This is a genomic window from Ktedonobacter robiniae, assembly GCF_016587375.1.
Classification (GTDB): domain Bacteria; phylum Chloroflexota; class Ktedonobacteria; order Ktedonobacterales; family Ktedonobacteraceae; genus Ktedonobacter; species Ktedonobacter robiniae.
Genome location: NZ_BNJG01000001.1, coordinates 4,075,027 through 4,087,344, shown reverse-complemented (window position 1 = coordinate 4,087,344; position 12,318 = coordinate 4,075,027). Strand labels below are relative to the sequence as shown.

At 55.4% G+C, this 12,318-nt stretch carries 8 protein-coding genes; 5 read left to right on the top strand and 3 right to left on the bottom strand.

Translation table 11 applies throughout. From position 1 onward, the window contains the following. Positions 1-2 precede the first annotated feature (2 nt). The 4 genes from JMJ04_RS16995 to abc-f all read left to right on the top strand — a co-directional run bounded on the left by JMJ04_RS16995 (position 3) and on the right by abc-f (position 6,762). Entirely contained in the window at positions 3-1,133 is a 1,131-nt protein-coding gene (locus JMJ04_RS16995) for an ATP-binding protein (RefSeq protein ID WP_201371641.1), read from the top strand. After that, on the top strand, positions 1,133-3,460 hold the full coding sequence (locus JMJ04_RS16990; RefSeq protein ID WP_201371640.1) for a DUF5682 family protein: 2,328 nt from the start codon (positions 1,133-1,135) through the stop codon (positions 3,458-3,460). The genes JMJ04_RS16995 and JMJ04_RS16990 overlap by 1 nt, the downstream gene beginning before the upstream one ends. Then, entirely contained in the window at positions 3,447-4,631 is a 1,185-nt protein-coding gene (locus tag JMJ04_RS16985) for a VWA domain-containing protein (protein WP_201371639.1), read from the top strand. Before JMJ04_RS16990 ends, JMJ04_RS16985 begins: the two co-directional genes overlap by 14 nt. Positions 4,632-5,091: 460 nt before the next feature. Then, on the top strand, positions 5,092-6,762 hold the full coding sequence (gene abc-f, locus JMJ04_RS16980) for a ribosomal protection-like ABC-F family protein (RefSeq protein WP_201371638.1): 1,671 nt from the start codon (positions 5,092-5,094) through the stop codon (positions 6,760-6,762). Positions 6,763-6,783: 21 nt separating this feature from the next. Here the strand turns inward: abc-f and JMJ04_RS16975 are convergent, their stop codons facing one another. The 3 genes from JMJ04_RS16975 to JMJ04_RS16965 are packed head-to-tail and all read right to left on the bottom strand — an operon-like array spanning position 6,784 to position 10,562. Next, a complete protein-coding gene (locus tag JMJ04_RS16975; RefSeq protein ID WP_201371637.1) occupies positions 6,784-8,004 on the bottom strand; it encodes a hybrid sensor histidine kinase/response regulator in 1,221 nt (406 codons plus the stop codon). Positions 8,005-8,007: 3 nt separating this feature from the next. Beyond that, complete coding sequence (locus JMJ04_RS16970) at positions 8,008-9,210, bottom strand: sensor histidine kinase (RefSeq protein ID WP_201371636.1); 1,203 nt, start codon at positions 9,208-9,210, stop codon at positions 8,008-8,010. Further along, the gene (locus JMJ04_RS16965; RefSeq protein WP_201371635.1) at positions 9,201-10,562 is read right to left on the bottom strand and encodes a PAS domain-containing protein; all 1,362 of its coding nucleotides are present in this window, start codon (positions 10,560-10,562) and stop codon (positions 9,201-9,203) included. Before JMJ04_RS16965 ends, JMJ04_RS16970 begins: the two co-directional genes overlap by 10 nt. Positions 10,563-11,347: 785 nt before the next feature. Here JMJ04_RS16965 and JMJ04_RS16960 point away from each other — a divergent pair. After that, positions 11,348-12,298 carry a heme NO-binding domain-containing protein gene (locus tag JMJ04_RS16960; protein WP_201371634.1) on the top strand — a complete coding sequence of 317 codons (951 nt, stop codon included), beginning with the start codon at positions 11,348-11,350 and terminating at the stop codon, positions 12,296-12,298. Positions 12,299-12,318: the final 20 nt, after the last annotated feature.

The following is a 12,318-nucleotide window of genomic DNA, read 5'->3' as shown; positions in this document are numbered from 1 at the left end:
TTATGACGAGCACGCAAAATACTGCACAAAATGGACATATCACAGGAGCCGAGGTCAATAGCGTTTTACGCCAGCACGCCGAGCAGCAATACGCGGAGGAACTGGCTGAACTGGTTAAAGTGGATACGCGCCAGCGGCCACCTAACTGGCAGCTCTCGCCCTGGGCTGTGCGCACCTACCTCATGGGCGGCAAGCTCGACAATGGCTTTGAGATCTCGCCAAAGTATATTGGCAACCCCCGCCTGATGGAGATCGCCATCTCTACACTCGCCACTGACCGCGCCCTATTGCTCTATGGCGTTCCTGGTACTGCAAAATCGTGGGTAAGCGAGCATCTAAGCGCCGCCATTATGGGCGACTCGGCTCTCCTGATTCAAGGCACGGCAGGCACGGATGAGAACGCCATTCGCTATGGCTGGAACTACGCGCGCTTGCTGGTTGAAGGTCCTTCACCAGCGGCTCTGGTGGTCAGCCCCATGATGCAGGCCATGCAAGATGGCAAGCTCGCGCGTATTGAAGAGCTCACACGTATTCCCAGCGAGGTCCAAGATACCCTGATTACCATCCTTTCGGAGAAGACGCTGCCTGTACCCGAACTCAACACAGAGGTCCAGGCGCGCAAAGGCTTTAACGTCATCGCGACCGCCAATAACCGCGACAAGGGCGTCAACGAGCTCTCCAGCGCACTCATGCGCCGCTTCAACACCGTCATTCTCCCCGTGCCTGATAGCATGGACGACGAGGTTAACATCGTGGAGCGTCGCGTCGCCAGCCTGGGTCGCGCCCTGGAGCTGCCAGCCGAGAAGCCCGCGCTGGAGGAGATTCGCCGCGTCGTCACCATCTTCCGCGAGCTGCGCAATGGCGTCACCGAAGACGGGCAGACCAAGCTGAAGTCACCTGGTGGCACACTCTCAACGGCGGAGGCCATCTCCGTCATCAACAACGGACTGGCCATGGCGGGCTATTTCGGCGACGGCGAGCTAAAAGCCGCCGACCTGGCTGCGGGCCTGACCGGCGCCATTGTCAAAGACCCGGTCCAGGATCGTGTCGTCTGGCTCGAATACCTGCAAACAGTCGCCAAAGAGCGTGAAGGTTGGAAGGACCTCTATCGAGCGTGCCGCGAGGTGTTGTAGTGAGCATTTCAGTCTTTGGGATACGCCACCATGGGCCAGGCTGCGCACGCAGCCTGCGCCAGGCGCTCACAGAGTACCAGCCAGACATCGTCCTGGTCGAAGGCCCGCCCGACGCCCAGCAAGTGCTCCCGCTATGTATGCACCAGGAGATGCGGCCTCCCGTCGCGATCCTCATCTACGCGCCTGAGCATCCAAAGCGTGCCGTCTTCTATCCCTTTACCACCTTCTCGCCAGAATGGCAGGCGCTCCGCTATAGCTTTGAGCAGGGTATAGAAACGCGCTTTATGGACCTGCCCCAAGCCATGCAGATGGCGCTGCGCCTCGAACACGAGGCCCTGGCTGAACAAACGGAGCAGCAGGAGCCGCAAGAGCTCGATCATCCTGGAGATGAGGCAGAGCCAGGTCAGGAGACGCGCAATGCGACCCTCGCACCTGCGCCTCAAACGGAGGAGCGTGAGGACCCACTCGGGATGCTTGCCGAGGCAGCAGGCTATAGCGATCATGAAAGCTGGTGGGAACAGCAGATTGAGCAGCGCGTCGATAGCCGCGACATTTTCGCGGCTATCCTTGAAGCCATGTCGGCCCTCAGAGAGGGACGAGAAACCAGGGAAGAGGACGCGCTTCGCGAGGCCTATATGCGTCAATGCATCCGCACGGCTCAGCGCGAGGGCTTCCAGCGCATCGCCGTTGTATGTGGAGCCTGGCATGCCCCCGTCCTGGTCGACCCCGGCGCACCTGGCGAGGATCAGAAACGCCTGAAGGGTCTAAAAAAATTGAAGGTTGAGGCCACCTGGATTCCCTGGACCAATTCACGCCTCTCCTATCGCAGCGGCTATGGAGCTGGCATCACCTCTCCTGGCTGGTACGAGCATCTCTGGAAGACGCCAGATCAGGCCGTGGTACGCTGGGTGACACGCGCCGCGCGCTTGCTCCGCAAAGAAGACCTGGATGCCTCCTCGGCCAGCGTTATTGAGGCGGTACGCCTGAGCGAGACCCTGGCAGCCCTGCGCGAGCTTCCCATGCCCGGCCTCATCGAGCTACACGAGGCCATCCAGACTGTTCTCTGCCATGGCAACACGGAACCCATGCAGTTAATTCGCGAGAAGCTCGAAATTGGCGAGCGCCTGGGGCGCGTACCGGAGGAGACGCCAGCCATCCCGCTCCAGCGCGATCTGGAGCAGCAACAGCGCCAGTTGCGCATGGCGCCCTCGCCTGAGAGTACACGCCTGGAGCTAGACCTGCGCAAAGAGAGCGCCCTGGCGCGCAGCCAGTTGCTGCACCGCCTCTCCCTGCTCAACATTCCCTGGGGCAAAACTCTGCGTACCGGCAACCAGAAGCAGGGCACCTTCTGGGAATACTGGCAATTACAATGGCAGGTTGAGTTTGTAGTAACTCTCATTGAAGCCAGCGCCTGGGGGAACACCGTCTTCGAGGCGGCAAGCGCCTTCGTCGCGCACCAGGCCGAAGAGCTTCAAGAGCTACCGCAACTCACCAGCCTGCTCGACCAGGCCATGCTGGCGGCCTTGCCCCAGGCGATTGCGCACCTGCTTACAGTCATCCAGCAACGCGCGGCAGTATCGGCAGATATACGCCATTTGATGGATGCCATGCCACCCCTGGCGCGGATCGCACGCTACGGCAATGTTCGAGGTACCCAGGCCGAGCTGGTCCAGCCCATTCTCACACGTCTCTTCGAGCGCGTGCTGGTTGGTCTACCCGGTGCCTGCTCCTCGCTTGACGATGACGCCGCTCGGGGCATGCTCACAAGCATCAACCACGTTCAGGAGGCCCTCAGCCTGCTCAACCAGGAAGAGGAGCGTCAAGACTGGCAGAAGCTCCTGCGCCGCTTGATGGAACAGGAGGATCTGCATGGCCTGCTACGCGGGCGAAGCTGTCGCTTACTGCTAGAACAGCACGTCATCGATGGAGCTGAGCTGCAACGCCAGACACGCCTGGCCCTCACACCCGCGTTACCAGCGGCTCAAGCCGCGCGCTGGATCGAGGGCGTCCTCATGGGTAGCGGGCTTATCGCCCTCCACCAGGAGGAGCTGTGGAGCGCTCTGGATAGCTGGCTCAGCGATCTCTCGGGCGAGACCTTCGAGGCTCTCTTACCAATCCTACGCCGCGCCTTCAGCGAATTTGAGCCGCCTGAGCGCCGTGCCATGGGCGAAAAGGTCAAACACCTGCGCACAATGTCGGGCCAGAGCGGCGCGGTACCAGGGATGACGGCATCATCTACCAGCGTGGGCTTCGACCAGCAACGAGCGGAGGGCGTTCTGCCCGTGCTGGCACAACTGATGGGGGTAAGCTTCAATGAGCATAAATGAGCAAGAGCGCCTGCGCCGCTGGCGCCTCGTTTTAGGCAAGCAGGCGGAGAAAGGAATGGCGGGCGCGGGTGGAGGTGCGCCAGGAGATGGGCAGGACATGTTGAGTGGCCGCGACCTGGGCATGGATAAAACGCTCGAAGCCCTCTACGATGCCCAGCGTTCGGGCGGGCTGGGAGGCTCCTCGCCCAACGTAGCCCGCTGGCTGGGCGATATTCGTACCTACTTCCCCTCCTCGACCGTACGCGTGATGCAGCAGGACGCGCTTCAACGGCTCAACCTTACACGCATGCTGCTCGAACCAGAGATGCTTGAGCAGGTTGAGCCGGATGTCCATCTCGTAGCCTCCCTGCTCTCGCTGAGTCGCGTCATTCCCGAGAAAACCAAGGATACGGCGCGGCAAGTGGTACGCAAGGTCGTCGAAGAACTGGAGCGCAAACTCGCCAATCCCTTGCAACAGGCGGTACGGGGTAGCCTCAATCGCTCCACCTATACCCGACGACCACGTGCCAATGAGATCAACTGGCATCGCACCATCCGCGCCAACCTGAAAAACTACCTGCCGGAGAAGCAGACCATCATCGCCGAACAGTTGATCGGGCATGGGCATAAGCGCTCTTCCCTGCGTGATATCGTCCTCTGCGTAGATCAGAGCGGCTCTATGGCAACCTCCGTCGTTTACTCAGGCATCTTTGGCGCCGTCCTGGCAACCATTCGTGCGGTCAGCACACGCATGGTCGTCTTCGACACCGCCGTTGTCGATCTCAGCGAAGACCTGCAAGACCCGGTCGACCTGCTCTTCGGCACACAACTGGGCGGCGGCACCGATATCAATCGTGCCCTGGCCTATTGCCAGCAGATCATCAGTCGTCCCAGCCAGACCATCCTCGTCCTGATTACCGATCTCTATGAGGGAGGAAACGAGCGCGAGATGCTTCGCCGCGCCGCCGAACTGGTCGCCAGCGGAGTCCAGGTCATCTGCCTACTGGCCCTCAGCGATGATGGTGCCCCGGGCTACGATAAAACGAATGCCGCGCACCTGGCGAGCATGGGCATTCCCTCGTTCGCCTGTACGCCTGACCTCTTCCCGGATCTCATGGCCGCTGCCATTCAGCAACAAGATCTCAACATGTGGGCCGCGCGCAACGACATCGTCGCCACGCGCACCCGTTAAAAAGAAGTGGTTGTTTTGGTCCTGAAGGTGCTGTTGGCGCGGACGCGCCAACAGCACCTTCAGGACCAAAACAACCAAATAACTGCTTGACTTCTTTGTTGAGATCCTGTATGATGGATACATACCACAGTAAAAAACCTCTATCAAAGGAGCAACACTTGTAAACATGAGCAACATCTACCGCTAAGTAACCCCACGCACGCTTTTAGAATATGCTTTTACAGCATTCATATATCTACTTGCGCTCGTTGCTGGTTACTTCTGGCCTGATGCCGTGCTCATGGTACATCACAAGGTGCTCTACCACTTTCTGCTATCACTTCGCTAGAAGCTACCCACGATGTTAACCACAACCAGTTAGCAATTTGTACCCCTTGAGCGCGTTCAGGCACCTCGCAGACAACTTCATTACACACCTGGCGGCAAAACGACCGCAACCAGAATTACGAGGTGCAGCTTTATGTTATTAACTGTACGCAATCTCTCTAAAACCTATGGCGCGATTACCGTACTCAGTGAAATCTCATGCGTAGTCAATGCTGGAGACCGGGTGGGCATCGTTGGTGCCAATGGCGCGGGCAAATCTACCCTCTTACGTATCCTTACCGGGAGCGAAGAGGCCGACGAGGGCCGCTTTGTCTATGCTCCCTCCGTTGAAGTGGGCTATCTGCCTCAGACCACGCCCCCCTTCTATGGACGTAGCATACAGGATTTAATTCTTGAGGCCGTAGGAAATCTGCGCCAACTTGAGACACGTATGCACGAGCTTGAAGGGGTCATGAGCACGGCCACCCCGGAGCAACTCACCTCGCTCCTTGAGGAATATGCCCTTGTTTCAACACGCTTTCAAGACAGTGGTGGCTACGAAATAGACTATAAGATAGAGAGCATCCTGGAGGGCCTGCGCCTGAGCTACTTTCCGCGCACCCAGGAGGTCGAGACGCTCTCTGGTGGCGAGAAGGCTCGTGTCGGCCTGGCGGCCTTGTTGCTACGTTCTCCAGATATTATCTTGTTAGATGAACCGACTAATCATCTCGACGTCGCCAGCATGGAGTGGTTGGAGAACTATCTCTCAAGCTATCACGGAGCCGCGCTCATCGTCTCGCATGATCGCCAGTTTCTCAATCGCGCCGTCAATGCCATCTTTGAGATCGATGACAATTCTCATCACCTCAAAGCCTATACTGGCAATTATGACGCCTATGTCGCGGCACGCGAGGCGGAGCGCAAGCAGTGGGAGGAGGATTACCTGCGCCAGCAAGAAGAGATCAAAGAGCTGCGCAAACGCATCAAAGAGAAAGGAAGACATATCGGGCATAGCAATCGCGCACCACGCGATAACGATAAGTTCGTCAAGCACTTTTTGGGGCAGCGTGTTGACAGCGCCGTGGCCCGCGATATTCATGAAACGGAAGAGCGCCTGAAGCGCATTGAGGCTGATCCAATTCCCAAGCCACCCGAACTACTCAGCGTCACCTCCTACTTTCGCACAGAGGCCATTCAATCGCAGAGCGTGGTGCAGATGACCGATGTGCGCAAAGGCTTTGGTGAACGCCAGGTCTTTGAGCATGTTCATCTCAACCTGACCCCTCGGTCGCGCATCATGCTGACTGGCCCCAATGGAGCGGGAAAAACGACGCTGCTCAGGTTACTACTTGGAGAGGAGCAGCCTGACGGTGGTACGATCTCCCTTGCATCTGGCGCACGTGTAGGCTATCTCCCCCAGGACCCGGAGCTTCCCGACCTGGAGAAGACGGTCATCGAGACCTATCGCTATGGGCAGATAGGTTATGAGGGGGAGTTTATAAGTCGCTTGATCGGGTATGGACTCTTCCGCCTGGAGGATATGCAGAAAAAGGTCAGGCAATTAAGTATCGGGCAGAGACGTAAATTGGAGATTGCCAGCTTGATGGCCAGGAACCCCAATGTGCTCCTACTCGACGAGCCGACCAACTACATCAGTCTCGATGTGCTGGAAGCCTTTGAACAAGCAGTCCTGCATTTTCCTGGTCCGGTCATTGCCATCTCGCATGACCGCTGGTTCATCCAGCGCTTCGGTGGCGAAGTCTGGGAGTTGCGAGAGAGCCAGTTGGTCAAGAAGGAAGACCATGAAATAGTTACCTCGGCTTAAAATGGCAGAGCGCCGCCGCCGCTATGGGTGAGGCTGAGAGGATAACGATGCATCATCGGCGGCGGCGCTGGCTTCAGTTGGCTGTACAGAGAGATATGGCAGATGGACCGAGAATACACTCCCACTATCGGGAATACTCTCGACCGTAATCCGACCACCGTGGCTCTCGACAATCTGATTGGAGATGTAGAGGCCCAGGCCCAGGCCAATACTAGAGCCACGCTGTACCTCCACGCCTGGAACACGATAGAAGCGATCAAAGATATGGGGCAAGAGTTCAGGCGAGATGCCAATCCCGGTATCGCGCACCGTGATCGCGCACTCGGTCTCGTCATAGCTGAGCGCCATATAAATAGATGCACTCGAGTATTTACGTGCATTAGAAAGCAGGTTAATCACAACCTGGCCCAGGCGTTCCACATCCACATTGGCCTCAATCTGCTCAGATGGCAGATGGAGTTCTACGATAGGTTGGGGATTGGTACCGATAACATACTCATCTACCAGGCGCTGACACAACACATTCAGGTTGCACGGCATGGTATGCAGTTCAAAGACACCCATCTCAATAAAAGAAATGTTGAGCAGGTCATTCACCAGCACCTCCATGCGCCGGATGGAGTTCTCCATGCTAATCAAGTTCGGGACGTCAGTTGAGCCAGTACGCTCCAGTTTACGGCGTAGCAACTGCGTCATGCCCTTCAGGCTCGAGAGCGGGGTTTTTAGTTCATGCGAAGCCATGCTCAGGAATTCATCTTTGGCGGAGTTTGCAGCCGTGAGTTCACGAGTGCGCTCCTCTACCGCCTGCTCAAGCGAGCGAGCATGCAATTCTAGCGCGCGTTGTTGTTCCTCCACCTGGTAACGAAGCTGATGTATTTGAATCGCCCGTGCGAGCGCGGCGACAAAATAATCGCGATCAATTGGCTTCTGGATGAAATCATAGGCTCCGCCGCGCAAGGCCTGAATCGCCAGGTTATGATCACCATGGCCCGTAATCAAGAGGACCGGCGTATTGGGAGAGACTTGCTGCACCTTTCCCAGCAGGGCCAGGCCATCCATACCCGGCATCTTAATATCACTCACAATCGCGTCATATTCGCATGAGCAGATCCGCTCAATCGCATCGAGGGCCGAGTCACAGGTATCAACCGTGACATCCTTCATACGCAGGTAGATTGCCTGGGGTAAGGCCTGCAACAGGGCAGTGTCATCATCGACTAAAAGAATGCAAGATTGCTTCAAGGACTACACCTCTTCAGGATCGTCATCAGGCTTAAGTGGAAGCTGGATCAGGAAACGTGCTCCCTCTCCGAGTCGGCTCTGTACGGTAATCGCTCCATTATGTTCTTTTATAATACCATACGTGATCGACAAACCTAAACCCGTTCCAGCGCCAACTTCCTTGGTGGTAAAGAAAGGATCAAAGATACGCTGCTCCAGTTCAGTGGGAATACCAGGACCTGTGTCGGCCACGCTGATCTCGATCATCTCATCGCGCCTGATGCATTCAATAGAGATAATCTTCGTTGGAGCGCTGGTCAGGGCATCACGAGCATTTGTCAGGAGATTGATGAAGACCTGCTCCATCTGAATAGCATTCCCCATCACAAATATATCTTCCTCGGGGAATTGCATCTTTACCTCGATCAGGCGCAGACGTAGCTGCTCGCCCATAAGCGAGATGGAGCGCTGGATGACCTGAGTCACATTGATCGTCTCACGACTTACAGAAGCGGCCCGGCCAAAGGTGCGCAAGTGCGAGATAATCTCAGTGGCCTTACGCACCTGCTGCATCGCATTCGAGAGCTCTTGCAAAATGCGTCCAGGCTCGGTATCGGCCATGCCCAGTTCGATGAGATCAATCGCATTGCCAACAAAGAGGCCAATATTATTCAAAGGGTTATTTAGTTCATGCGCGACCCCAGTCGTCAGTTCACCCAGCGTTGCCAGTTTTCCGGCCTGCACCAGTTGCTCTTGCTTCGCGCGTAGCTCCTGCTCACTATGCTGAACGGCTTCCGTCGTTACTTTCAAGTCGTTCATGATGTGAATCATGGCTTTGCGGCTATTCTCCAGGCGCAAATTTGATTGATGCGAATCCTGAAGAATATGCAGGAGCGCCCGACGTGAGTTATCCAGTCGCTCGGTCTGCTTGACCATGCGGCGACGGTCCTGCTCATAGTCGGCAAGGATATGAATCATGGCCTTGCGTTGATCCACAAGCTTGCGATTGAGGGTGTTGACATCACTGAGAATATGCACAAAAGCACGGCGGCGCTCCTCGCTTCTCTGCACCCGCATCTCCAGCATCTGCTTTTCCTGAAGCACACACTCATGCTCTTTACGAAGTTGCGCGAGTTCGGCTCTGAGTTGTTCAACTTCAGCCTCTTGCTCTCGGTAACTTGCGGTTTTGTTAGTATAGTCCATAGCATGCCGCTGTGCTAAGTCCATCGTCCCCCCTGACTACGACTATCTCTGCTATCATGCTCGCGCTTGACGACCTGCCCCCGACGCAGATCCTCTACTTCGCGCTTCAAGTTCTCTATCTCTTTCTCCAGTGCGATCATCTTCAGTTCGCGACCAACGACCACTTCCTCAAACTTCTCCAGGTCCAGGATTTTCTCTTGCAGTTCGGCTTTAGACTCCTGTAAGTCAAACAAGACCTTTTCATAGGCACGCATATCGCGCAGGATACCAATTGCGCCAATAACATTCCCATCTGTATCACGCAGAGCAGAGGCATTTAGAGTCGTTGGAATGACTTCATTGGAGGCGCTGCGGGGATTTAAGCGCGCATTACGCGTCACACCACGCTCAATGACTTCGCGTAAAGCGGCGGTAAATTCGCGCGTCTCCTCCGCACTTATAAAACGTGAGAGCGACTGCTCCAGCACCTCATCTGGGCGGAACCCCAGTAGCTCATACACAGCATCGTTGGCCTTTTGAATCTTACCTTCTGGGTCCGAGACAAAGATCGGGTCCGGCGCGTTCTTAATCAAGCTGTCAGAGTAGGCCAGGGCCTTATCCAGTTCGCGCATATCGCGCAGGATACCAATCGCGCCGATGACTTTCCCATCCGCGTCGCGCAAGGCCGAGGCATTCAAGCTAGTAGGGATGACCTCGCCTGAGGCGCTCAGAGGATTGAGGCGCGTGTTACGTATCACACCACGCTCAATGACTTCGCGCAGTGCCGCGGTAAATTCGCGCGTCTCCTCTGCACTTATAAAACGCGAGAGCGACTGCTCCAGCACCTCGTCAGTGCGGAACCCCAGTAGCTCATATACCGCGTCATTAGCGGTTAAAATTTTGCCCTCCAGATCCGAGACAAAGACCGGGTCTGGCGCATTCTTGATCAGGTTGTCGGCATAGACACGCGCCTGCTCCAGTTCGCGCATGTCGCGCAGGATGCCAATCGCGCCGATGACTTTCCCATCCGCGTCGCGCAAGGCCGAGGCGTTCAAGCTGGTCGAGATGATCTCGCCCGAGGCACTCAGAGGATTGAGGCGCACATTACGCGTCACACCACGCTCAATGACTTCGCGCAACGCGGCGGTGAACTCGCGCGTCTCCTCCTGGTTAATGAAACGCGAGAGCGACTGCTCCAAGACCTCATCGGTGCGAAAGCCTAACAGTTCGTAGACGGCATCATTCGCCAGCAGAATCTTGCCATCCAGATCCGCGACAAAGACCGGGTCTGGCGCATTTTTAATAATGATATCGGCATCCAATGAGCCGTGTGATTTGGTTCCGATGGTGTTGACATGACCATCAGCGGTAGTTTTAGGAACCACATTCTCTAACATAAAATAGCAACCTCCGGCCAGAGACTATAGTATTTTTGTCACGAATCACAGAACAAAAAAGACAAAAGCGTAGGTTGTTTAGCAATTCACTAAGAGTATAACAGACCTTTTTTATTTAGGGCAAGCAACTAGATCCTTTGAACAAAGGATTACACATGGTAGCGGGCAACAAAAACTTTCGCGCCTGCACTTCTCGCGACTTCCCCTGGTTCACCTCCCAGGCATCTGTATAAGACAAAACTCCTAGATAGAAGTTGCTTTTACCAGGTCATTTCTTCTTTTTCTCTTCTTCTTATACAAGATAATTAAAAATACGTAAATATACATGTAAAGCCTACATTAATTTATTACAAGTTATTCACCTAATCACGGCAATATATCTATTTCAATTACAGACATGTTATACTGATGAAGAAATTTACGACAGAGGCAAAGAAAAACATTCTCGGCAAGCAGGCGTTATCAGGTAGGGCGTAAGCACAGGCTAGAAACGATTCTAAATCGGCATATTGACATACCCAGCCAGGAGGAAGGCAACGTATGACGTCATCAGCAGCAATCTGTATTAGGCAGGTCTCAGGGCAGGCAGAAACTAGATAGGTTGTGTACTCAACCTGCTGACTATACAACATTTCGCATGCAGGGAGCATGGATATAAGCAAAGAGAGTAAGCGTTCTGGATAGTTGATGCTTTTTAAAGATTACGTCTGAAAGCGAGCATGCTCAATCGTTAGCCAGCAAATTTTTAAAGAGCATTAGTTTTGTACTATTGGAAGGGTGTACTCATGCATGGATTGGTTTTTGTTACGTGGGAGAAGTATCTGGTGGACCGTTTTGGCAACTCACTCCTCAAAGCTTATAGAGAAGCGATTGGCGAAACAAGTGCTAATGCGCCCCTCGCCAGTAAGGTCTATGAAGATACCCATCTCTTAGCGGGTGTAGCTGCCGCCTGCGAATTGACCGGACTCTCAGCCCAGGTCATCTTGCGCGAATACGGCCGCTACTTCATTTTGAATGGTCTCACCAGCCATCTTTGTGCCTATCTCCTCACGCGTGTCCATAGCGGAAAAGACCTGCTCCTGGTCATGCGCACCGCACACGCACAGATGCGACGCGTCCCCGAAGCTCTGACACCTCCGCTCTTTGGCTATGAGGCCGGCACTCACCCTAATGAGTTTGCGCTCATCTATGATAGTCCACGTCAGCTCTGTCCAGTACTACATGGAGCCATCGAGGGCGCAGCCGAGCGCTTTCACGAACATGTCAGCGTTATTGAAACCACGTGTATGAAACAGGGCGCGCCCGTCTGTCGCTTTGAGCTTCGTTTCCGCCCGAGGCACCAAGCAAACCCGCAGGAGACACCAGAACAAATTGCCAAGCGGCGCGAAAAACAGCAGCTGGCCGAAGTCGTGCTCAAAGTGCTCCCCGATCACGATGGAATCGAGCTGGGCGAGCTTCAGCAGCACCTGCAACGCCAGCTCCCCCTACTTGGGTTGAACGCGCCCCGCCTGAGCGCCCTGCAAGAGGCCATCAATCATCTACAGTTTGTGGGCCTGGTAGCAAGTACAGCAAATCAGCCGGGCGAGATCCCCATGCATCGACGCTACTGGCGCGCTCCCACCTCGACACAGGCAACCCCTGCGCACTCAAAGGGGTATCACTCCGCCACCGGTCCACAACCCCGGATCTCCAGGACACGCACCGGAGGCCACTCCTCAACCACTCAGAGCAGATAGGGCAAACGTTTTCAGAAAAA

Coding starts and splice junctions, on each gene's coding strand:
- JMJ04_RS16965 (WP_201371635.1), bottom strand. CDS start 10,562: ATGTTAGAGAATGTGGTTCCTAAAACTACCGCTGATGGTCATGTCAAC.
- JMJ04_RS16985 (WP_201371639.1), top strand. CDS start 3,447: ATGAGCATAAATGAGCAAGAGCGCCTGCGCCGCTGGCGCCTCGTTTTA.
- JMJ04_RS16960 (WP_201371634.1), top strand. CDS start 11,348: ATGCATGGATTGGTTTTTGTTACGTGGGAGAAGTATCTGGTGGACCGT.
- JMJ04_RS16995 (WP_201371641.1), top strand. CDS start 3: ATGACGAGCACGCAAAATACTGCACAAAATGGACATATCACAGGAGCC.
- abc-f (WP_201371638.1), top strand. CDS start 5,092: ATGTTATTAACTGTACGCAATCTCTCTAAAACCTATGGCGCGATTACC.
- JMJ04_RS16970 (WP_201371636.1), bottom strand. CDS start 9,210: ATGGACTTAGCACAGCGGCATGCTATGGACTATACTAACAAAACCGCA.